General features: G+C 41.6%; 16 protein-coding genes, 1 tRNA gene and 1 pseudogene. 9 read left to right on the top strand and 9 right to left on the bottom strand.

Annotated elements, in window-relative coordinates; all coding sequences use genetic code 11:
* The first annotated feature begins 96 nt into the window (after window positions 1–96).
* Window positions 97–264: a ribosome modulation factor gene (rmf, locus tag ACGF63_RS01105; RefSeq protein WP_021324913.1), complete on the top strand. Its 168-nt coding sequence runs from the start codon at window positions 97–99 to the stop codon at window positions 262–264.
* A gap of 1,265 nt (window positions 265–1,529) precedes the next feature.
* Here the strand turns inward: rmf and fabA are convergent.
* Both fabA and ACGF63_RS01095 read right to left on the bottom strand, forming a co-directional pair.
* Window positions 1,530–2,048 (bottom strand): bifunctional 3-hydroxydecanoyl-ACP dehydratase/trans-2-decenoyl-ACP isomerase, encoded by a 519-nt coding sequence (fabA, locus tag ACGF63_RS01100; protein WP_021324911.1) that lies wholly within the window; start codon window positions 2,046–2,048, stop codon window positions 1,530–1,532.
* 83 nt (window positions 2,049–2,131) lie between these two features.
* Window positions 2,132–3,862, bottom strand: a complete 1,731-nt coding sequence (locus tag ACGF63_RS01095; protein WP_152962942.1) for a Lon protease family protein — start codon at window positions 3,860–3,862, stop codon at window positions 2,132–2,134.
* A gap of 207 nt (window positions 3,863–4,069) precedes the next feature.
* On the opposite strand from ACGF63_RS01095, the gene matP reads away from it, so the two are divergent.
* Entirely contained in the window at window positions 4,070–4,525 is a 456-nt protein-coding gene (gene matP / locus ACGF63_RS01090; protein WP_152962943.1) for a macrodomain Ter protein MatP, read from the top strand.
* A 181-nt stretch (window positions 4,526–4,706) separates the two neighbouring features.
* Here the strand turns inward: matP and ompA are convergent, their stop codons facing one another.
* Window positions 4,707–5,804: a porin OmpA gene (gene ompA, locus ACGF63_RS01085; protein WP_387628251.1), complete on the bottom strand. Its 1,098-nt coding sequence runs from the start codon at window positions 5,802–5,804 to the stop codon at window positions 4,707–4,709.
* 552 nt (window positions 5,805–6,356) lie between these two features.
* Window positions 6,357–6,881, bottom strand: a complete 525-nt coding sequence (sulA, locus tag ACGF63_RS01080; protein WP_036848867.1) for an SOS-induced cell division inhibitor SulA — start codon at window positions 6,879–6,881, stop codon at window positions 6,357–6,359.
* 247 nt (window positions 6,882–7,128) lie between these two features.
* On the opposite strand from sulA, the gene ACGF63_RS01075 reads away from it, so the two are divergent.
* Window positions 7,129–7,731 (top strand): TfoX/Sxy family DNA transformation protein, encoded by a 603-nt coding sequence (locus ACGF63_RS01075; RefSeq protein WP_152962944.1) that lies wholly within the window; start codon window positions 7,129–7,131, stop codon window positions 7,729–7,731.
* A 63-nt stretch (window positions 7,732–7,794) separates the two neighbouring features.
* On the opposite strand, the gene yccS is transcribed toward ACGF63_RS01075, so the two are convergent.
* Window positions 7,795–9,930 (bottom strand): YccS family putative transporter, encoded by a 2,136-nt coding sequence (yccS, locus tag ACGF63_RS01070; protein ID WP_387628246.1) that lies wholly within the window; start codon window positions 9,928–9,930, stop codon window positions 7,795–7,797.
* A gap of 119 nt (window positions 9,931–10,049) precedes the next feature.
* Between yccS and helD the strand changes: the two genes are divergently transcribed.
* Together helD and ACGF63_RS01060 are read left to right on the top strand one after the other, a co-directional pair.
* Entirely contained in the window at window positions 10,050–12,104 is a 2,055-nt protein-coding gene (gene helD / locus ACGF63_RS01065; protein ID WP_387628244.1) for a DNA helicase IV, read from the top strand.
* A gap of 63 nt (window positions 12,105–12,167) precedes the next feature.
* Window positions 12,168–12,608, top strand: a complete 441-nt coding sequence (locus tag ACGF63_RS01060) for a CoA-binding protein (RefSeq protein WP_152962946.1) — start codon at window positions 12,168–12,170, stop codon at window positions 12,606–12,608.
* Between the two features lie 80 nt (window positions 12,609–12,688).
* Here the strand turns inward: ACGF63_RS01060 and hspQ are convergent, their stop codons facing one another.
* On the bottom strand, window positions 12,689–13,009 hold the full coding sequence (hspQ, locus tag ACGF63_RS01055) for a heat shock protein HspQ (RefSeq protein WP_021326539.1): 321 nt from the start codon (window positions 13,007–13,009) through the stop codon (window positions 12,689–12,691).
* A 225-nt stretch (window positions 13,010–13,234) separates the two neighbouring features.
* Between hspQ and yccX the strand changes: the two genes are divergently transcribed.
* Window positions 13,235–13,513 carry an acylphosphatase gene (yccX, locus tag ACGF63_RS01050; protein ID WP_152962947.1) on the top strand — a complete coding sequence of 93 codons (279 nt, stop codon included), beginning with the start codon at window positions 13,235–13,237 and terminating at the stop codon, window positions 13,511–13,513.
* Window positions 13,514–13,525: 12 nt separating this feature from the next.
* On the opposite strand, the gene tusE is transcribed toward yccX, so the two are convergent.
* Window positions 13,526–13,855 (bottom strand): sulfurtransferase TusE, encoded by a 330-nt coding sequence (tusE, locus tag ACGF63_RS01045; RefSeq protein ID WP_036848885.1) that lies wholly within the window; start codon window positions 13,853–13,855, stop codon window positions 13,526–13,528.
* 182 nt (window positions 13,856–14,037) lie between these two features.
* Between tusE and ACGF63_RS01040 the strand changes: the two genes are divergently transcribed.
* Window positions 14,038–14,125 (top strand) — tRNA-Ser (locus tag ACGF63_RS01040).
* Window positions 14,126–16,053: 1,928 nt separating this feature from the next.
* Here the strand turns inward: ACGF63_RS01040 and ACGF63_RS01035 are convergent.
* Window positions 16,054–16,622 (bottom strand): annotated as a pseudogene (locus ACGF63_RS01035) (transposase); the annotation flags it as partial.
* On the bottom strand, window positions 16,570–16,779 hold the full coding sequence (locus tag ACGF63_RS01030) for a hypothetical protein (RefSeq protein WP_387628239.1): 210 nt from the start codon (window positions 16,777–16,779) through the stop codon (window positions 16,570–16,572). The pseudogene ACGF63_RS01035 and the gene ACGF63_RS01030, both read right to left, overlap by 53 nt.
* Before the next feature lie 690 nt (window positions 16,780–17,469).
* Here ACGF63_RS01030 and cas1f point away from each other — a divergent pair.
* Together cas1f and cas3f are read left to right on the top strand one after the other, a co-directional pair.
* Window positions 17,470–18,450 carry a type I-F CRISPR-associated endonuclease Cas1f gene (gene cas1f, locus ACGF63_RS01025; protein WP_132354265.1) on the top strand — a complete coding sequence of 327 codons (981 nt, stop codon included), beginning with the start codon at window positions 17,470–17,472 and terminating at the stop codon, window positions 18,448–18,450.
* On the top strand, window positions 18,447–21,725 hold the full coding sequence (gene cas3f, locus ACGF63_RS01020; RefSeq protein ID WP_387628236.1) for a type I-F CRISPR-associated helicase Cas3f: 3,279 nt from the start codon (window positions 18,447–18,449) through the stop codon (window positions 21,723–21,725). The genes cas1f and cas3f overlap by 4 nt, the downstream gene beginning before the upstream one ends.
* Window positions 21,726–21,816: the final 91 nt, after the last annotated feature.

Here is a 21,816-nt window from a genome sequence, read left to right as displayed (position 1 = left end):
ATTTTCAAAACTTATAGGGGTATTTCTAAATTGTGGTTGGATAAATGACGGCCACTGTTTTCTTTCTACTGATATAGCTTATGAGGTAAATAAGGCATGAAGAGACAGAAACGAGATCGTTTAGCGCGTGCGTTGTCGAAAGGGTATCAGGCTGGCATTTTAGGACGTCCAAGGGAGCATTGCCCCTATTGTTCATTAGATGCCCGTTCTCATTGGTTAGGAGGGTGGCGTCAGGCTATGGAAGACAGGGTAACAATGGCTTAGTCTGGCAAGCTAAGGCCACAAATTAAGTAATAGTGAGCAAAATCTCTACTTTTTATAAATGTATATTAACCTAAATTTGATCTGACAGTGACTGATTAATACAGATATCTGTCAGATTAAGTCTTGTTGATATTTTTTCTGCTTAGATTTCCCTTTGTGGTGATTAAAGTAAAAATGGTCATATCGCATAAAATAAGTTTATCCCGGCACTAATAATTCTATTTTAAGATATTGTACGATAAAGGTCTTAATGCACGGTGTGTAATAAATCGGTAAATATTAGTAATGTCAGGATTCCAATTTTTTCATGTTGTTGTGCTCCTTCGAGATTTTATTTGCGAATTCGATAAAATGTGAATCAATGGCCGCCAGGTGACATATCCTATTTAACCTGTTCAACATGGCTGATGTTACGGCCATTAAATAATCTACTTACTAATGCGAAGGATAAAGTAATTCAATAATTGCAGTAAGCTGGGTTTGATAAACATTTATGATGTAATTCAACCCAAAAGAGACGGCTATATTCCTCAATCCCAGCGATTGATATGGTTACAATTTCATGACTTGTATAGGCTGTTTGAAGCAATGATAATAACGTCGACCCACCATTAATAGTACATACCCACCTAAATCCTTGTGTGTGAGTAGGAGTCGCTATTTTTCCATAGCAATCTCCATTAGTGTTAGGTGCTTTTAGCATTTCGACGGTACCGTCAATCCTATCTAGTTTTTTTGCTATAGCAGTTGGTGTAAGAGTCAACGCTACGGTTATGAGCACTATCTTTCTGATGTTCATATCAATCACCCTTGGTTGTGTTTGTTAATAATAATCACTAATCATAAATTTTATTAATATTTTTACTTGTTATCAGTATGCTCTTGTGAGCTTATTTGATATGCCAAGTCAATTTGAGCATAGCACAATTTGCCAATTGCATACTAATCAGCCAAAGAGAATAAGTGCCCATGATGCAGATTGATCAGGTCTGGTTTTACGTCGAAATATGTGCAGGCAGGTCAAAATTCAGAGATTAACTTAATTTTTACGTTCTATTACCATTACTGGGTATCAAACCCCGGATTTTGAGGTGTCGCTGGAATGGTCTTTGCGGGAAGAATATGTTAGCAAAAACAGCCGTAAATCCTCGACAGGGTGGGGAGCGTCACTCCAGATATAGACACGGTGGGTGTTACTTGATAATAAAAAGGTGAAAAGCAATTAGCCAGTCACCTTTCTTTTTGATATTTCACTGATTAGTTTGTCAGAAAGTGCTGGTATCTTTAAACAGCCCCACTTTCAGATCTGTTGCAGTATAGATAATTTTGCCATCTACCAGTACTTCACCATCAGCCAGACCCATAATCAATTTACGGTTAATAACACGTTTGAAATTAATGCGGTAAGTGATTTTTTTCGCTGTTGGTAATACCTGACCAGTAAATTTAACTTCGCCAACACCAAGCGCGCGGCCTTTGCCTTCGCCACCTACCCAGCCAAGGAAGAATCCCACTAATTGCCACATTGCATCAAGGCCAAGACAGCCCGGCATTACCGGATCGTTAGTAAAATGGCAGCCGAAAAACCACAAATCAGGATTAATGTCCAGTTCAGCTTCTACATAGCCTTTACCGTGGGTGCCACCGTTTTCTGTCATCTCAATGATGCGGTCCATCATCAGCATATTGCCTGATGGTAATGGCGGCCCATTTTCTCCGAACAATTCACCTCGTCCAGATGCCATAAGATCTTCTTTTGTGTAGGATTTGCGTTTATCAACCATATTCTAAAATAGCCTTATATTTAATGTAGGGTAAATAATAGTGTACACTTGTACGCTGAACAACTCCGATCAGACATTCTGAATTAACCTAACCAGCGAAGAAACCACGGAAATTTAGGCCGTTCCTGATTATTCGCTTGGGTTATACGTTCTTGTATCATAGCTAACAAGTGTTCTTCTTGTTGATCATAATAAGGGACACCTGTTAATAAAGGTAGTGCTTCAGAAACATGCTCTACTGACCATAAATGAAATTTTTGTTCTTTTACCGCGTCTACAACCGCTTGATTAAGACATAAATGGCGGATATTCGCTGTTGGCAGGATAACGCCTTGCTGGCCGGTGAGTCCTCTGCGGTGGCATATTTCAAAAAAACCTTCTATTTTTTCGTTAATACCACCAATGGGTTGAACATAACCAAATTGATCCACCGCACCTGTGACTGCCAGTTGTTGATCGATGGGGTGCTGGGAAAGCGCACTTACCAGTGCACATAATTCAGCAAGTGAAGCGCTATCGCCATCAACTTCACCATAGGACTGTTCAAATACAATAGAGGCAGAGAAAGGTTGTGGTTGATCCAGCTTTAGCTCGGAAATCAGAAAGGCTTGCATAATCATCATACCTTTCGCATGGATATTACCGCCTAACTCGACTTTACGTTCAACATCAATAAATTCCCCATCTCCCATATGAGCCACACAAGTAATACGGGATGGCTCGCCGACGGGATCTGGGTGGCCGGGATATTCCAGTACAGATAATCCGTTAATCTGACCGATGACCATGCCTTGGGTGCGGATAAGAATCTGACCTTGATGAATATCGTCTAAGCCACGTTTGGGCAGATAGTTGTGGCGCCAGCGACGATTTTCTTCTGCTTGTTTAATTGATAGCGCTGTAATCTGATTTTCTTGCTGATAGAGTGACGCAGCGGTCAGTTGCCGTTGCAGCCAGAGAATATCCAAAGGCAAGCTGTGTTGATCTTCGGCATAGCGAATTGCTTGTTGGATAAAATCAGGCCAGGCATTACCGCTCAATGGTGGCAATTGCCACTGTTGAATAAGCCCATTGATATAACTGCACCACAGACTTAAATCTTGCTCATTATGCAGTGGCATATCCAGCTCAAATTCACCATATAGCGCATTTTTCACTAATTCAGGCTCTGTAACCTGAAACTCTTCGAGGCTCAGACGATCCCCAACCAGAATCAGACGCAGATTTAATGGCATGGAGGGGATTGGTAATGGCAAAGGTTTATTATTATCCTGAGATAACCATTCAAAACGTTGCTGAATAATCATCTGTTTCAGGCGAACCCACATTAATGGCTGAGATAACAGGGTACGTAATGGCAGGATAAGTACACCGCCATTTACCTGATGGACCAGACCGGGTTGCAGGTGAATTTCTCCGTGGTGAGAATGGACGCAGCCAAATAATTGCTCTGCTTCTATCCATTCACGATAGGCTACTCGCAACTCAGGTGTGAAATGGCCTTCTGCTGAGGGTTGCCAGCTGATTTTTTGTTGTTCTATCTGATAATTGCCACCAATTTGGGGAATGTCTTTAGGGAGTAATGGATGGATAGATTCAGCCAATGCTGACAAATAAGTATCACATTCTTCGGCTTTCAACAGCATAAAAGGCTGGCGGGAATCCATCCGGCAGAAAAGCTGCAAGCCACTATACAGCCGTAATTGAACGGCTTCCATACTGGCAGGCGTCTGTTGGGAAGCAGAATGAAAAAGCGCTTCATAGGGTGCGCAATTCGGCAGTAATGCCTGCCAGTCTAGTTTGTTATTGGTCAAAGTGATCGCTATATATGTGAAGTAGGAAAGCGTCGATTATACAAGATTAAGATATAAACCAACATGCTTGAATGTTTGCTATTTCGGACGCTTTATGTAAGGCATTATTTTGAGCAAAAAATAGGTATTAATCAGTTTGGTTATAAGCAATTTGTTAAAATAGTTGCTATGCTTATTTTTAAGTTACGCTGTCACCGGGAAAATAAGATGAAATATCAACAACTGGAAAATTTGGAATGTGGCTGGAAATGGGCTTATCTGATTAGAAAACATCAGGAAGGTGAGCCAATTACTAAATATATAGAAAACAGCGCAGCTCATGCAGCGGTTGATAAGCTGATCAAACTTGAGAGTGAGCCGGTAAGGGTACTTAAATGGATTGAGCAGCATATGAATCCTGATTTATTCAACCGAATGAAGCAAACTATCCGAGCCCGGCGTAAACGGCATTTTAATGCGGAACATCAGCATACCCGCAAGAAATCTATCGATTTAGATTTTCTTGTATGGCATCGTTTATCTGCACTTTCTCAGAGACGGGGTAATACGTTGTCCGAAACTATCATACAATTAATTGAAGATGCTGAACGTAAAGAAAAATACGCCACCCAAATGTCCAGTTTGAAGCATGACTTGGAAGTTATTCTGGGTAAGAACGAGTAGCCTCAGTTGTTGTGGGTTGGTATTGTAACGAGATTCTTAACAAAACTGTGGAATTTTCCCGCCTAAATTCTCATTGAGAGCGAAACGAACTTTTAGGATTGGGGGAGACAGCTAAAAGAAAACCCCATCTGAAAATGGGGCTTTCTGCGCTTTTAATGACTAATGTAATCAATAAAGGCGATTAATGAGCAGCTTTTTGCGCTTGAGTAACAACTTCTTTAATCCCCTGGATTTCGATCTCTACACGACGATCTGGAGCCAGGCAGTTGATTAAATTCGGTTTTTTGATTTTGTCGCAAGTAGAACCGGTTACTGGATTTGCTTTACCACGGCCTTCTGCGCTGATGCTACCGGTAGGAACGCCTTTAGCTACCAGATAGTCAACTACGCTTTGAGCGCGTTTTTGAGACAATGGCTGGTTGTGTTCGTTTTTACCGATACGGTCAGTGTAACCCAGAACCAGCACTTTACCCTGAGTTGGGTCAATGTTTGCCAATTCAGTATACAGTTTATCCAGAGTATGCTTGCCTTCTGCTTTCAGCTCAGCGCTGGCGAATGCGAACAGAACATCAGAACGCAGAGTAAAACGTTTGTTCTCAACAACTGGCGCTGGCGTTGGAGCGATAACTGGAGCTGGAGCAACAACTGGAGCGGCTGCTTCATCTTGGCCGAAGCGATAAGAAACACCTACGCTCAGCAAGCCGTTATCAGGACGCGCACCGACTGAACCTGCATCACCGATATTGTTAACCCATTGGTAGTCCAGACGAGTCGCCCAGTCTTTGGTCACCGCATACTCGACACCAATAGCTGCCAGTGGCGAAACGCCTGTATCATGATTTCTCAGATGAGTATTGGTGGCACCGTAATTCGCTTTGGAATCTGCACGCCAAACCATACCACCCAGACGAGTATAGACGTCCAGATCATCCATAATTGGATAACTCAATTTAGTCGCCAGTTGGAAACCATGAGCTTTGAAGGCGCCATTGTTTACGTTACCTTTGTAAGGCATACGGCCTAACCAGTCATAACCTATTTCAAAACCAAGATATGGGTTAGCTTGGTAGCCTAAGAAAGCACCAGCACCCAGTTGGCTTTTGTGAGTAGGGCCATTACCGATTTCATTGGTATAACCGTTACCGTAGAAGTTTACGTCATGGTATTGGGACCAACCCAATTTACCACCGGTATACCACGTGTTGTCTTTTGGAGCTGCTTGCGTTGCAGTTGTGAAAGTGGCCACTGCCACTGCTACCGCGATAGCTGTCTTTTTCATTTTAACGCCTCGTTATTATCATCACCCAATAGGCAATTGGCTTCGGGAGCCTTTTTACTTACTGCCTATCCCATTAGGTTATTTCCTTTGCCATTCTTTAGTAATAACAGTGAACACTGAGCAGGGCTCAAATTCTTCATGTACCGTTACTGCATGTACGTTTTAAATTTTGTACGCTATCGGTGTTCACTATTTGTCCATAAGAATAGCCTGCACTAAATTATATCTACTGAGATAGGCTATTAGCCATATTGATTAAAAAACTCAGTTAGGAATACTGCACTTCTATCAAATCAATGGACCAAACAGTACATAAGGAACCAAGGGCAGTAACCTTTAATGGTGTAAAGTCTACAACGAAGTTAAAAAGTTACAAGTGGCCCTTGATTAATAGAGCAAAAAATTTAAAAGATAATGTATGATTTTAAAAAAAACTTTACTATTCTTTACAACTAATCCTATCTTAATTAATTGATTTTAGTTGTGATTAGTGATTCTAAGCCTGAATTGGTTATTTTGTGTCATGAATATTGAAATAATTCCTAATTTTGGTCAATGATAGTAAATAGAATGAATTTTTAGTAAATTTGATTGCGATTCAGTGCCATTGGCTCCTTTATTTACATCTTGTGGGCGCATAATAAAGGCCAATGCATTACCTTTTTGTGCCGCAGACTGTAATCTTACTGTATCTCTTGCTAATAACGTTGGCAACCAGCCAAGCACCACGCTGTAATTACCACTTGCTAACGCTCTTTCCATTGCGTCTACTGTTGTAATAGAGTTGATGCGATTTAATTGCACAATTTTATCTAAGGGTAATCCAGAGCGAATTAGCCATTGGCGGCTCAGTTTTTGATGTGGACTAACCCATAGCAACCAGCGGGCTTCATTTCCTGACTGGCGTAACAAAGGTAGCAATATATGATTAATGACAGCTTGGTTATCACTATAAATCAATTCACTCACGATACCACCACGTCCGGCTGAATTATCTTGCGCAGGTGAAGAGAGTGATAGTCGCTTTTCTGTTAGCTGATGTTTAGGAAGGTAAACCCAAGATGATTGAATGCCCATAATGAACCCCGCCACAAGTAACTGTATTAATATACAGTATCTTCATGTCAGGCTAAGATCAAGTCTATTTTTTCAAAGAGCTTCGCAAATATTTACGATAAATGGCTTGAAACTCATTTAACCATTGGCAGGGAAAATTGAATTGCGTATGTTTTCAATTGTTTGTTCCTGTTATTTATTTTTCTAATAGCTGGGACAAATCTATGGACAAAAGATTTATTTGCACAAAACTCATGGAGTGATCTGTATGTTGTTGTCTGAGGTGCGTTTTACTCAACTCAAAAATGGTTTTTTTTCATTTGGAAGATTGACAAGGAAGCCACAGTTCGGCGGTTACAGCCTGCTGGCTGACGGGATTATGTTTGCTATTATTGCTGATGGAGAATTATATTTACGGGGAAATGGCCATGCTGAAGTATTATTTAAAGCCAGAGGGATGAAAAACTATATTTACTCGAAAAAGGGAGTGCCGGTAATTTTGCGTTATTACCAGGTTGTTGAATCACTTTGGCAAGATCAAGAATTATTATCTCAATATGCGTATTTGGCTTATCACTACTCGTTAATTGAAATGACGGGTAAAAAGAAGATGCCAACACGCTTGAAAGATTTGCCTAATCTTGGAATGTCTCTTGAGCGTCAGTTATGGAAGGTAGGAATATGTAAAGTTGAAGATTTACGGCTGTTAGGCGCGAAAGCCAGTTATTTAAAACTACATCAGTATAAAAGAAAATCTAATGTTAATTTATTACTTGCTCTGGCTGGTGCAATTGAAGGATGCCATTCAGCCGTTTTGCCGGTACAGATTCGTAATGACTTATTACGCTGGCATAAGGAATTGGCTTGTTAGATCTTTATCGTGAACAGCTAAATAAAAGGGGCAGTCAACTGCCCCAGTATATCAACCTGGCTATTATTGATTAATTTTTTTAATCAGAGAGACAATTTCAGGCAACAATCCTATTAATAAACTTGTTTGTTGCAATACCAGCTGTTCTTTACTGTCTCTTTCTGCCGGGGTTTGCTCAATTCTTGTCGCTATGTTGACAGATATTTGCTCAATTCTATCATCATCTATTAATCCCGGTTTTAATGCTGCATCGACATAACAAATAGCATCATTAAGAATATCCAGAATAACTTTGTTATCCAATTTATCCCGATGCGCTCCCAGTGCAGAGATATAACTTAACATGGTGTGATTCAGGCACAGTAACCGGAACGCTTCTTCTTGGGAGGTCTGGTAACTTTTCGGTTCGGCAGACATGTTTGAAATAACTGATGCCAGCTCTGCGTCACTATTGTGAGCATCACGGCGGGCAATTCGGTAGTTCAGGCCATTATCTTTTCCCTGACAATATTGAACTAAAATCGCATCGAGGTAGCGGCAATGGGTGTTCATGGTCCGGCTTATCACTTGTGGTAGCTGGCGAAATTTCCAGTCTGGCCAAATGAAATTGACTGCTAACCAGGCGATACCACAGCCAATTAATGTGTCAACGATCCTTGGTAGTGCGACTTCAAAACCTTCACCCAGCAAATTGAAGCATAGTAATACCAGTAGTGTGATAAACAAGGTCGCGTGTGCATATTGAATATTACGGAAAGCGAAGAATAGTACCCCAGAGATAACAATCAGTACCAATTGTCCCTCAATAGATGGCACAAAGTAGAGGATTGGCAAGCCGATTAATATTCCGGCAACGGTGCCTATTATTCTCAGTGCCAAACGGCGGCGGGTAGCGCTGTAGTTGGGTTGGCACACGAACAGGCTGGTGAGTAAAATCCAGTACCCGCGTTGTAGATCTAACAATTGGATCATGGCGTAGCCACTGCACAACAGAACAGACATACGGATCGCATGGCGGAATAAAGCTGCTTGTGGCGTCAGATGACGGCTGATCCTTAGACGGATATCGCGCCAGCCAGTTAAACGCTCATCAGATAGTTGGGTCTCATCTTTTCTTTCTTTGGAAAGATTGTATTGCCCAGAACTGATGCTTGATAGTTGCGCATCAATTGCCCGCAGGTTTTTCAGCAGGTTATATAATGCAGTAATTTTGAGATTATGTTTCTGTTGTTCATTGAGTTGTTGCAGGGAACTTTCCAAATAATTAAATGCTCGTTCAACGCGTGGGTTGTGCTGATATTGCTTGTGCCAAAGTATCGACTGAGCAACTTGTTCACAAGCACGGGCTTGCATGGCGAGAAGACGTTGAAACCGGAACAGAACATCGCTATAGCGGAAAATACTCCGCAGGTTTTGGTATTGCACATGAGATGAACTTGCCCGTTCATGAATATCTTGTGCGATAAAGTAATAATGCAGAGTTTGGCGAGTTCCACGCTGGCCGCGATCGCCTTTCAGACGGGTTAGCAAGGAGGCTTTGGCTTGATTCAGTGTGTTCACTAAATCACCGTTTGCCATTGCCACATTAACGACAGCTTGCTGGTATTCTTCTTCTATATCAGGATCAAACAGATTAGCTTTGGCATCAAGGTAAGCTGAAAGTTGCTGATAACAACGCGCCAGATTGTCCTGTAACGGCCGGATAGGGAACAGTAAATGGCCGGTGAGGGTGAGCAGGTTATACCAGATTGCCCCTGTCAACAGTAATAGCGGTTGCTGATACCATAGTGGGAAAATAGACGCGCCCAGCATGGTATAAATTGCAATCAGCAACGCGCCAAATGCAATAGTTGCATAACGCTGTCCAAGGGCGCCCAGTAAGATAAAGCTACAGGTGGATAACGCCAGCCCGATGGTGAAAAGCCAAGGATAAGGGAACAGTAATTCAATGGAGGCTGAAGCGATAAAGAAAGAAATCAGCGTGATCACCAGATTGCGTAAACGGCCAATCAGACGATCATCAAGATCAGCCAGTGCTGCGGCAACAACGCCCAAGGTCAATGGTATGGTTATTTTAGGTTCTTTATCCAGAAACCAAGGCGCTAATGTTGTTCCAGTCAGGGCTATCAGGATGCGGATATAATAGAGAAGATGACTGTTATAAAGAAAACGGCGCGGACCGGGGGAAACAGTTAGCACAAAATACCTCTGAGGTAATGATAACGGTCATAAATAACCATTATGATAAAAGGTTTATTAGTGATAAAAAACCCTTATAAGACATAGTTCAACTATTTTTCAGGTATGGCGCTACGATAATGGAACTTAAAGCAACACGAATTGGTCAACGCCTTGCTCAACATCCTTATAACCGGGTGCGTTTGCTGAATGCGGGTATCGAAGTCAGTGGTGAGAAGCATCAATACCTTATCCCATTTAACCAGCTAATTGATATTCAGTGCAAACGGGGCATTGTCTGGGGTGAGCTGGAGTTTGAACTGCCCGGTGGACAAGCTATTCGCCTTCATGGCACTGAATGGCAGCAAACCCAGCGTTTTTACCATTATCTGCTTGATGAATGGCAGAAATGGAGCCAGGAAATGAGTGATGTCAGTGCTGATGTACTGGCGGCTCAGGTTAATGAAATCAATAAAATTGAGCAGCAGGATCACTGGTTTAAAAAAGCGGATTTATTTCAGTTACAGCAGCGGATTCAGGCAGCATTTCAGGCTTTACCGTTGCCATTACCGCGTCTGGAGCAATTTGATAATTGCCGGGACGGGTATCGAATTTGTTTGCGCTGGCTTGAGAATGGTGAAAAGTCTGTTGAAAAGATAAATCTGCAATGGACAGAACGTATGTTGGAACAACACCGTGACTTTTTTCAGCGGGTAGAAACATCTCCTTTAAATCTTTTTCAGAGCCTGGCGGTTGTTAATGGTGAAAGTTCAGTGCTGGTTCTTGCTGGTGCGGGTAGTGGAAAAACATCTGTGCTGGTGGCGAGAGCGGGGTGGCTATTGCTTCGTCAACAGGCAATTTCTGAACAGATATTACTGTTAGCGTTTGGTAATCAGGCAGCCGATGAAATGAACGAACGGATTCAGATTCGTCTTGGTGTGAAAGATATCAAAGCGAAAACGTTTCATGCACTGGCGCTGTATATCATTCAACAAGGAAGTAATAAAGCGCCTAAAATCAGCACACTAGAAACTGACGAGCAAAAAAGAAGAGATTTTCTGATTAAACACTGGCAGCAGCAATGTAGTGAGAAAAAAGCACAAGTTAAAGGGTGGCGGGAATGGCTGACTGAGGGGCTGAAATGGCAAGTGCCGGAAGGTGAGTTTTGGCGTGATGAACAGCTTGCTAACCGTTTGTCAGGCAGGCTTGAGCGCTGGCTGAGTTTAATGCGTATGCACGGTGGCAGTCAGAAGGCGATGACAGAGTTGGCTCAGGAAGAGTATCTGGATCAGTTTCAAAAGTGTATTCGCTTGATGGGGCCTTTATTAAAAGCGTGGAAATCTGAATTGAAAACAGAAGGCGCTGTTGATTACTCAGGGTTGATTCATCAGGCCGTGAATATTTTGGAGAAAGGACGGTTTATCAGCCCGTGGAAACATATTCTGGTCGATGAATTTCAGGATATTTCACCATTAAGAGTTAAATTGCTCGCTGCATTGCGGGCGCAAAACAGCCAAAGTTGCTTGTTTGCCGTAGGGGACGACTGGCAGGCAATTTATCGTTTCAATGGTGCTGAGTTAGTGTTGACTACTGCATTTGCTGATTATTTTGGCAAAGGTACTGAATGTGTACTGGATACCTCTTATCGGTTTAATGATCGGATTGGTGAGATTGCTAACGCATTTGTGCAACAAAACCCAAATCAATTGAGGAAGCACCTAAACAGTTTGACTAAAGGTAACAAAAAGTCTGTTGTCATCCTGCCGGAAGATCAGCTTGAACCTTTGTTAAATAAAATGAGTGGCTATGTCACCGAGCAGGAAACAATTTTATTGCTGGCACGTTATCACCACTTGCAACCTGAATTACTAAGAAAAGCAACGACTCGCTGGCCTAAACTTAAAATAGAGTTCATGACGATTCATGCTTCGAAAGGGCAACAAGCGGATTATGTGATTATTCTTGGATTGCATCAGGGGAAAGATGGTTTTCCTGCACTGGCAAGGGAATCGGTGATGGAACTGGTTTTATTGCCACAACCGGAGGAATTTCCTGATGCGGAAGAACGCCGTCTTTTATATGTTGCATTAACCCGGGCGAAGAAGCAGGTCTGGTTGATGCAGGACAAGAAAAATCCATCTGTGTTTGTGCATCAACTGGAGCGGTTAAATGTACTTGTTCAGCGTAAGCCTTAAAATATCGTTTTGGCTGAATAAATAAACAAAGTGAAAATACTGGATTTTGTTAAGGAGTAATAAATGAGTGACCAGCAAATTGCGGACATACTGAGACGAGTGAAAACTATTGCGTTGGTAGGGGCCAGTGAGAAAATTGATCGTCCGAGTTATAAAGTTATGGCTTATTTATTGGAACAAGGCTATCAGGTTATTCCTGTCAATTTGAAACTTGCCGGGCAAACATTGCTTGGGCAACACGTTTATGGGCAATTAGCCGATATTCCTCAGCCTGTTGATATGGTAGATGTATTCCGCAACGCTGAAGCTGCCTATGGAATCGCTCAAGAAGCTATAGATATCAAAGCAAAAGTGCTCTGGTTGCAACTTGGTGTTATTAACGAACAAGCAAAAAGGTTGGCGGAGGAAGCAGGTCTGGAAGTTGTTATGGATCACTGTCCGAAAATTGAAATCCCAAGATTAGGTGCACTGCCGGATAGGCAGCTTAGAAATTTCACTCATTGACGAACAACCGAACAGAGGGTGTACTGCCGTACAGGCAGTTTAAAAACAGAATAACTGCCTTTCGAGGAATATAATATGGGTTAATTGCGCAGTCGTGGGGCTAATAACTGATTACGGATGGATTCTGCTAACTCATCCAAGGAAGGTTGTTCTGGATGGTCATCGGATGCTTCATAGGATAATTGCGCTTCGGCTAAATAAGTATGTACAGGCTGGCCGTCGTCATCTTCCATCACAACATGATACCAGGGAGCAGAACGCAAGGCTGCATTGGATGCAATGTCATCTTCTTGGGGTTGTTCCAGAGAATATTCCACATCAATATCTACGATAACGCCCAAATAACCCAGAAGCTTGTGACGTACTTGTTGGCCGAGACCGAATTTGCTGGCAATAATCATAGCCACCTCCAAAAAAACCTTGCATTGATACGAATATGAGGGCAGTAAGGTGAATTACAAGAGCATACCCGGTAGTTGAAGTCATTTTCTTGCTTTAATAATTGCGAGAGCGACTTCACCTAATTTCAGGTTAGCTGTAGTAAATATAAAACACAACCGAGAATGGTGTGCTTAACTATATATGTGAGCGATACCGCAAGGTGACTGGGTAGATAGGGGGGCATTATGATGAAATATGGGTTAACCATTTATGTTTATGGCAGGGTCCAAGGGGTTGGATTTCGTTATCAAACTTTTCGTTGGGCGAAATCCAATAAGCTGACTGGTTACGTCTGTAATTTGCATGATGGTAGTGTCAAAATTGTCGCTTATGGTGAAAGTGAGCAACTGGATAAATTAACCCATTGGTTGGAGCAGGGTGGGCCACCGGGGGCGCGGATCGATAGTTTTTCGTCTCAGTCCTGTGCCGTGGAGGATGTGGCAGACTTTAGCGTCCGCCACTGAGTCAGATTGTTATTAGATACATTTTACCGGTTTTGGTAGCCCGGCAATTTTAGTTGCCTGCTTTGCTGGCCCTTTGGGAAACAAGCGGTAAAGATAGCGGCTGTTACCTTTTTCTTCTCCATACTTTTGTGCGATTGCTTTTACCAGCATACGGATAGCCGGGGATGTATTAAATTTTTCATAAAATCCCCGGACAAAACGAATGACTTCCCAATGTTGCTCACTCAAATCAATATCTTCTTGTTCGGCGAGTAATGAAGCCATTGCTTCCTGCCAATCACTGCTGTTTTTCAGATAACCTTGTGCATCGGTTTCGATCTCACGACCTTCGAATACCAACATAATCGTTTAACCATCAAGAAAAGATGGTAGTAATTTAGCAAAAATCACTGTTATACCCAAGGATGGTCTGTATATATGCGGAGAAAATAAGCCAATAACAGTGAAAAAGAGTAAATTTACGGCAATTGAACAAGAGGGGGCTTTACATCTTTATCAGTGCTGTTTATAGTGCACGCCATTGCGGAGGGGTGGCCGAGCGGCTTAAGGCAGCGGTCTTGAAAACCGCCGATGGGAAACCATCCGAGAGTTCGAATCTCTCCTCCTCCGCCAATTACACTTCTATTAACACTTCTTAAAGTCTACTTTCATCAACAAAATCAAAGAGTTTGAAAAAATAAGCGTCCTAAAGATCCTTGACGTCTCCTAAAATCGATAGGAATTTGTGTATCGTTTTTCCTATACACATTGGCGAGATGATGAACTAGCAGGCATGGTTATCGAAAAAGCCAAACTGGAAGAAAAGTCTTACACGTTGTCTGATGGAAATAGGACTCCCTATTAGTGGAGCCGAACGGCTCTAAAGGTTGGAGGGGATGGCTCATTACGCACCATGGCAATCCCTTTTCTATCTGAATTTACTTTTTTTCAAGGCGCACAAAAAGCTTATCTGAGAAGCTGGGTATAATCTGATCGGGTTCGATATGGTAAATCGGATATACATCTACGATGCTGGCATAAGCCAATGCAGCTATCCTTGCTGATGCGTAATAGAATCTAGTTATATTGATATCCGTTAGTTCTGTTCCTTTTTCGGATATTTTTTTGAACTATTTCCTTAGCAGCTTCAATTCAGAATTGAAGCTGCCTGGTTGTTTCCGTGGCTTCTGTATCTGCTTTTTGAGTGCATATATCTATCTCTTTTGAATAGAAATTATATACACACTTAAAATTGTTATCTGTGTTTGTATCTTCTTTAAGGCATTTCTTAACTGAATTTCTTTTAACAATTTTCGATATGATAAAATAGAATTCCTCACCTTTTAATGTCTTTTTTAGGGCAGAAAATGAAGGTCTTACCTATTAATCCCAATCAGGATCAGATGTTAACACAATAAATTCAATTTCTGTGGGTTCGTTATTGCTGAGATTGATAGCTTCAACTTTATAATAGTAAATAAGGTCAGGAGGTGCTGGAAGCGTTCTGGTTTCTCCGGGCGGGATATCTATAGAAATATATTGATTATAATTCCCAGATGGAGGTGCCCAGTAATTTACAAGCCTAACTGGTGCTGGGCCATTGTTTTTTATAATTGCATCATTGTGTATAAAAGGGATTAATATATTGCCTTTATTATAAATTTAAAAGGTCTGATTAGGGTTTATATATATTATTGCCATTTTATTGTTTCCTTATTGTTACGGTTACTTAACTACCTATATAGCAGGTAATTTATCGGTGAGATTTAAATAAGTTTTCATAATTATGCTACACATAACCATCTTCAACTCATTGTTATATATGGAATTATAAATGACATAAGATGTAGCACTATTTTGAAATCTTATTTAACTTAACACTTATATCAAACAGTTAAATATTGAATTTTATCAGTAATGTAAAAGGAATAAGGTAAACATAAATGTGGTAAGCAGAATTTCTGCAATATAATTACATTCAGTAAATTCTCATTATGTTGTGGTAAAGCGGTTAAATCCAATATCAGCTAAAATTTTATCCTAATTGGAATAATTGTTGCACGTTATTTTTATAAACGAACAGCGAAGAGAACCCGGAGCGTACACGTAGTACGTAAGGAGTGATTCGTTTCGTTCATCCACCACTCTGTACTCAAGTGCATTCAAAAACTATCGATTTTGTCGGAGTACTGCTTGGGTTCGCTCTTTTTTATAGAAAAGAATGGCAAATAAAATAGCTCTAATTGGGATAGGAAATTAAGATGGATATATTAAATGATATTTATAATTAGGAGATAAATTTGGTCATGAAAAGATTAGATAATTGAATATGGAAAATGTGGGATAGTAAAAAGCGTAATGAATTATTTAAAGGGATTCGAGTTTTATTTGTAGAGCAATAATATTACATTTATTACTTTAATCCAGAGTCATTTAATTCTATTTTTATATAGTAATTATACAAGAAGAGAGTGAAATATGGTGTATTCAGTTAAAGGTGTTCAATATCACACATTGGTAAATACACTTAAAAATATTAGGTCAGCATCATACACTGAACCTTAAGAATTAAACCTCTCGCAAATACCCTCCAACCCATTATCTTTATTGGATTTTCTTTGGGGCAACTTCAACGCATTTTTGGAAAGATATTTCAGGGCCCAATCCAGATGGTGTTCTATTTCCGACCCGGCATGATGAATAATCGCGCCCAATATCGGCAACAACCCGACATCAACATTTTTGGCTGCCTTGAGAAAGGAAACTGAAGGCAAAAACCGCCTCGCCAGACTGCGCCGGACTATCAACGCCAGCAGACTTGCCCAGATGAGCCCTTCCGCTATCGCTTTCTGGCCGGTCGCAAAACCTGTCCTTTAGTTCCCTGAACAGCAGTTCGACCTGCCAGCGACAGCGATAGACTGCCATGATGTCATTCTGCGGTAAAGTGGGATTGCGGCAGATGGGTGAGCCAAAAACAAAAGCGTTTTTCCTGCGCAAACCAACGCCGGATGACCCGAAATTCGAATCGGCCACACCGACAGGTGAAATCCAGCACTTCAGCACGGTTGTTTTTGCGGCTAATCTCCCGGAGTTTTTTGCCCGCCAGTGTCGGTAATTGTCGCCCCTGTCCAGTTTCCTTTGCTCAGCGCGGCTATTAGACGGAGAACCAGAGACTGTGGCCCAATATTTCTGAGTTGTTCCATAAAGTCACATCTGCGGGCGGTTTTTTCAAGAAAAGCGTTACTAAAGAATGGCATTAACTGAAATTTTGTGGAGATAATTGTCATCGGCTTTATTCTCTGCTCTCGGTATTTTGATTTTGTTTGGCGACAATTATCAGCTCATAAATAAAGCCTTTTTTCTATCTAAAATAACCGGTTGGCGCTAAAGATCCTGTTTATGATTGGCCCCTAAATATGGGGATTTTTAAATTCTCTTTTGTTTTTCTTAATTCTGATGATTGCAAAGTCTACATAGTAGTCTATTTATTCTAAAGTCTACCCAGATTTGTATTTTTTGTTATAAAGAATAGTGTTTTCTCAGAACCCTTTTTTTGCGGTTAATCATAACATATTGATTTTATAGATAAATTAAGTATCTCTCATAAAAAGGGCTTTTTCACTTTATAACAGTTATGTTCTTTGACAATCAGTAGGTTAGAGTTAATATGTAACAGTGCACTGCCGTACAGGCAGCTTAGAAAAGATGGTTCAAATGAAGAAAATATACGCAAGTGTGCACTGCCGTACAGGCAGCTTAGAAAGTCTGATGATATTGAGACCTGGCAAACGCTAAGTGCACTGCCTACAGGCAGTTATAGGAAATTTGGAGTTATCTCTGTTCATGAAAAACGTTATGTAATGGTTTGGCAAAGAATTGTAAATTTTTTTGATTTACATTTGCGATATTTTACCTTGTGCAAAATTCATGCATAATATTTACCATAAATGAAATTAATTATTTAGGTAATGCTTATTATGGATAACAACTTCTCTCCAAGTGACCTCAAAACGATTTTGCATTCCAAACGCTCGAATATTTATTACCTGCAATATTGTCGGGTATTAGTGAATGGTGGCCGTGTTGAATATGTCACTGATGAGGGAAAACAATCATTGTATTGGAATATTCCAATTGCCAATACCACGGTAATTATGTTGGGAACGGGGACTTCTATTACTCAGGCGGCAATGCGTGAATTCGCCAGAGCGGGTGTTTTAGTCGGTTTTTGTGGTGGTGGAGGAACGCCGTTGTTCGCAGCTAATGATGTTGAGGTTGATGTATCCTGGCTTACGCCACAAAGTGAATATCGCCCTACTGAGTATTTACAAGATTGGGTGAGTTTCTGGTTTGATGATGAAAAACGATTAGCCGCAGCGATTGCTTTTCAGAAAGTTCGCATTGCACAAATCCGTGAACATTGGTTGAGTAGTCGAATGCTTCGGGACAGCTCTTTTATACTTAATCGTGAGGGTTTATTGTCATTACTCACCCGTTATGAGCAGAACCTTGAAAATTGCCGCAATAATCAGGAATTAATGGCGCAAGAAGCGGTAATGACTAAAGCATTATATAAGCTGGCAGCCAATGCAGTGAGTTATGGCGATTTTATCCGGGCAAAACGCGGTGGTGGTGTAGATTTAGCAAACCGTTTTCTCGATCACGGTAATTATCTGGCTTACGGATTAGCGGCTGTTGCAACTTGGGTAATTGGTTTACCGCATGGTTTGGCTGTATTACATGGAAAAACTCGCCGCGGAGGTTTGGTTTTTGATGTGGCTGATCTGATTAAAGATGCGTTGGTATTACCGCAAGCATTTATCGCTGCAATGGCTGGAGAAGATGAACAGGAGTTTCGCCAACGTTGCATCGGTGGATTTCAAAAATCTGATGCATTGGACACTATGATTGATGCGCTGCAAACAACCGCTCAACAACTGAGCCAGGTGTCGCGATGAATATTCTTTTAGTATCCCAATGCAATAAACGAGCGTTAACTGAAACTCGCCGAATATTGGATCAATTTGCTGAACGAAAAGGTGATCGAACCTGGCAGACGGCGATTACATTAGAAGGTTTAAACACTTTACGTAAGTTACTGCGTAAAACAGCGCGCCGTAATACCGCAGTTGCCTGTCATTGGATAAAGAGCGGAAACCAAACTGAATTGTTATGGATCGTCGGGAATTTACGACGCTTTAACCAGCGAGGAATTGTACCTACCAATACGACACAACGTGATGTGCTGAAAAGTCGGGATGAAAATCATTGGCACAGCGTTGAGGCCATCAGCTTATTGGCTGCTATCGCTGGGTTATTCCATGATTTTGGTAAAGCTAATGCGTTGTTCCAGCAAGGTTTACGGGGAGATGGGCGGTTTCAACCGTACCGGCATGAATGGGTATCTTTGCGGCTGTTTCAGGCATTTGTTGCGGAACAAAATGATAAGGAATGGCTGACTTCGTTAAGTCAGATTGATTCTGGTGATGAAGAGAAGATTCTTTCCCGTTTGATTAAGGATGGTATTGATCCCTATGTGAATCCTTTTATTAACTTACCGCCATTAGCTACCACTGTCGCCTGGTTGATCCTCTCGCACCATCGTCTTCCTGTTTATCCTGCCTATCACAGTAATTACTCAAATGAACCGCAACTGAAATATATTGATAATTGGTTAGCTAAGCAGCTAGGGCCATCATGGAACTCAGTTAATATCGATAATAAAAGCTGGAGTGATCAGGAACGACACGATATCTGGACATTCCCAAATGGTACGCCTATCCGTAGTCAGATTTGGTGCCAGAAAGCACAGAAGTTTGCGAAAAGAGCGCTGCAATCAACATCATTATCGCAATATGGCGATCTGAACCAGCGTTTCACCAGCCATATATCCCGATTGGTTTTAATGCTGGCCGATCATCATTATTCATCATTGCCTGCAACCCTTGGCTGGCAGGATATCGACTATAATGTCTTTGCCAATACCGATAGAACCACCGGGAAGTGTAAGCAGCGGTTAGATGAACACAATATTGGTGTTGGGCAGAATGCTTTGCTACTGGGGAGAAGTTTGCCCCAGATTCGTAAAACGCTACCTGCGATTACCCGGCATAAAGGATTTAAACAACGCAGTAAAGATGAAAAATACCGCTGGCAGGATCAGGCGTTCGACGCTGCGTGTGCTTTACGTGAGCGTTCAATAGAACAAGGCTTTTTTGGTATTAACATGGCCTCTACTGGTTGCGGTAAAACTTTTGCTAATGCACGCATCATGTACGGATTATCTGATGAAAAACAGGGATGTCGTTTTTCTATCGCTTTAGGATTGCGAACGTTAACCCTGCAAACTGGTGATGCATTACGTAAAAGATTGCATTTGGAAGAAGATGATTTGGCGGTACTGATTGGTTCGCAGGCAGTGAAAGAGTTACATCAACTTCGTCATAAGAAACTTGAACCTGATACCAGTAGTGTATCCGCTGAGGCGTTATTTGCAGAGCATCAGTATGTCAGTTATGACGGTAGCTTGGATGATGGCCGACTAAGCCACTGGCTGCGTAAAGATAACAAACTTAATAAGTTACTTAGTGCACCTGTTCTGGTGGCAACCATCGACCATTTAATTCCGGCTACTGAAGGAATTCGTGGTGGGAAGCAAATTGCACCCATGCTGAGATTACTCACTTCTGATCTGGTGTTGGATGAGCCGGATGATTTTGATATTAACGATTTACCGGCTTTATGCAGGTTAGTGAACTGGGCCGGGTTGCTTGGTTCGCGGGTATTGCTTTCATCCGCCACATTGCCGCCGGCGTTAATTCAGGCGTTGTTCAATGCTTATCGGGCTGGACGGCAGGATTACCAGCTAGCATGTGGTCAGCCGGGTGCTCCGGTAAATATCTGCTGTGTCTGGTTTGATGAATATGAAACAGCACAACAGGATGTGACTAATGCACAAGAGTTTAAAGATCAGCATGATGCCTTTGTCGTTAAGCGCATTGTTCGTTTGGAAAAAAAGGTGCCATTGCGTAAAGCTGAATTAGTGCCGATAACGGTTGAGAAGCATAAAGATGAGGTGGCGATCCAAGCCATGGCAAAGGTGATGCATCACTCCATGTTGAGATTGCGTGAGGAACATCATCAAATCCACTCATCGGGCAAAACTGTTTCTATTGGTTTAATCCGTATGGCAAATATCGATCCATTGGTTGCTGTAGCACAGCGGTTATTGCAGATACCATCCCCTAAAAATGTACGCATTCATTATTGTGTTTATCACAGTCAGCATTCTATGGCGATACGCTCCCATATTGAACACCGGCTGGATTCCACGCTGACACGTTACGATGAAGAAGCGCTGTGGCAAGTGGCAGAAATCCGTAAGGCATTAGAAGAGACACCGGAAAAGCATCATATTTTTGTGGTGGTGGCCACCTCTGTTGCAGAGGTTGGTCGGGACCACGATTATGATTGGAGTATTGCTGAACCCAGTTCAATGCGTTCGCTGATACAGCTTGCCGGACGTATTCAACGCCACCGGCAAGAAGAGCCAAAGATACCCAATCTGCATATTCTGGTGAAAAACTATAAGGCACTTAAAGCGACTCATTTAGAACATCCGGTTTATTGTCGTCCAGGATTTGAGTCGAAAGATTACCTCCTTGCCAGTCATGATTTAGGCGAGTTATTAGAACATGACCAATATGAGCTAATCAGTGCATTACCAAGAATAAAGAAACGCGATAATGCTGGAGAGTGTTCACCTTTTAAAAATTTGGTTGATCTTGAACATCAACGTTTGTGGGAAGAGCTTCAAGGTAATCCTAATGATGAATATCGTTATTGTGCTGCTTTCTGGTGGCGTGAACAGGCTTCATGGTGTGCGGAATTACAGCGTCATAAGCCGTTTCGTCAGTCTGAGCCCGATGAGTTGCATTATCTATGGCTTGAAGAAGAGGGTGAAAAAGCGAAGTTTATGGCGTTGGACAGCGGCCCGGCAGGAATAAAAGCAAATGGATCTTTTGATTATATCTCGGAATTATCGTTTGCGCCGGGTGTGAGTAGCTGGATTGAACTTGATACTGAGACGATTTATCAGCATTTGGCCGATATTTATGAGATAGAGTTAAAGGATGTTAGTTTGCGTTTTGGTGAGATTTGCCTTAGGAAAAAAGATGACGGAGAAGCATGGCATTATCATCCGTTTTTAGGCGTTTTTGGCGCACTCAGTTGAATAGTTATTATATCTTGGATTTTTTTGGTTTAATTATCTATAAATTCCAATTTTATTAAATTCTAATTCTGATAACTATATGGGTGGTGAC

The organism is Photorhabdus sp. RM322S (assembly GCF_042879395.1).
GTDB lineage: Bacteria > Pseudomonadota > Gammaproteobacteria > Enterobacterales > Enterobacteriaceae > Photorhabdus > Photorhabdus khanii.
Note: the sequence above shows the minus strand (reverse complement) of the source record. Positions and strands in the feature narration are given on the sequence as shown.

What these genes read in the sequence shown, in the direction of transcription:
- rmf (WP_021324913.1), top strand. Translation starts at nt 97, where the DNA reads ATGAAGAGACAGAAACGAGATCGTTTAGCGCGTGCGTTGTCGAAAGGG.
- fabA (WP_021324911.1), bottom strand. Translation starts at nt 2,048, where the DNA reads ATGGTTGATAAACGCAAATCCTACACAAAAGAAGATCTTATGGCATCT.
- matP (WP_152962943.1), top strand. Translation starts at nt 4,070, where the DNA reads ATGAAATATCAACAACTGGAAAATTTGGAATGTGGCTGGAAATGGGCT.
- ompA (WP_387628251.1), bottom strand. Translation starts at nt 5,804, where the DNA reads ATGAAAAAGACAGCTATCGCGGTAGCAGTGGCAGTGGCCACTTTCACA.
- sulA (WP_036848867.1), bottom strand. Translation starts at nt 6,881, where the DNA reads ATGGGCATTCAATCATCTTGGGTTTACCTTCCTAAACATCAGCTAACA.
- ACGF63_RS01075 (WP_152962944.1), top strand. Translation starts at nt 7,129, where the DNA reads ATGTTGTTGTCTGAGGTGCGTTTTACTCAACTCAAAAATGGTTTTTTT.
- helD (WP_387628244.1), top strand. Translation starts at nt 10,050, where the DNA reads ATGGAACTTAAAGCAACACGAATTGGTCAACGCCTTGCTCAACATCCT.
- ACGF63_RS01060 (WP_152962946.1), top strand. Translation starts at nt 12,168, where the DNA reads ATGAGTGACCAGCAAATTGCGGACATACTGAGACGAGTGAAAACTATT.
- hspQ (WP_021326539.1), bottom strand. Translation starts at nt 13,009, where the DNA reads ATGATTATTGCCAGCAAATTCGGTCTCGGCCAACAAGTACGTCACAAG.
- yccX (WP_152962947.1), top strand. Translation starts at nt 13,235, where the DNA reads ATGATGAAATATGGGTTAACCATTTATGTTTATGGCAGGGTCCAAGGG.
- tusE (WP_036848885.1), bottom strand. Translation starts at nt 13,855, where the DNA reads ATGTTGGTATTCGAAGGTCGTGAGATCGAAACCGATGCACAAGGTTAT.
- ACGF63_RS01030 (WP_387628239.1), bottom strand. Translation starts at nt 16,779, where the DNA reads ATGACAATTATCTCCACAAAATTTCAGTTAATGCCATTCTTTAGTAAC.
- cas1f (WP_132354265.1), top strand. Translation starts at nt 17,470, where the DNA reads ATGGATAACAACTTCTCTCCAAGTGACCTCAAAACGATTTTGCATTCC.
- cas3f (WP_387628236.1), top strand. Translation starts at nt 18,447, where the DNA reads ATGAATATTCTTTTAGTATCCCAATGCAATAAACGAGCGTTAACTGAA.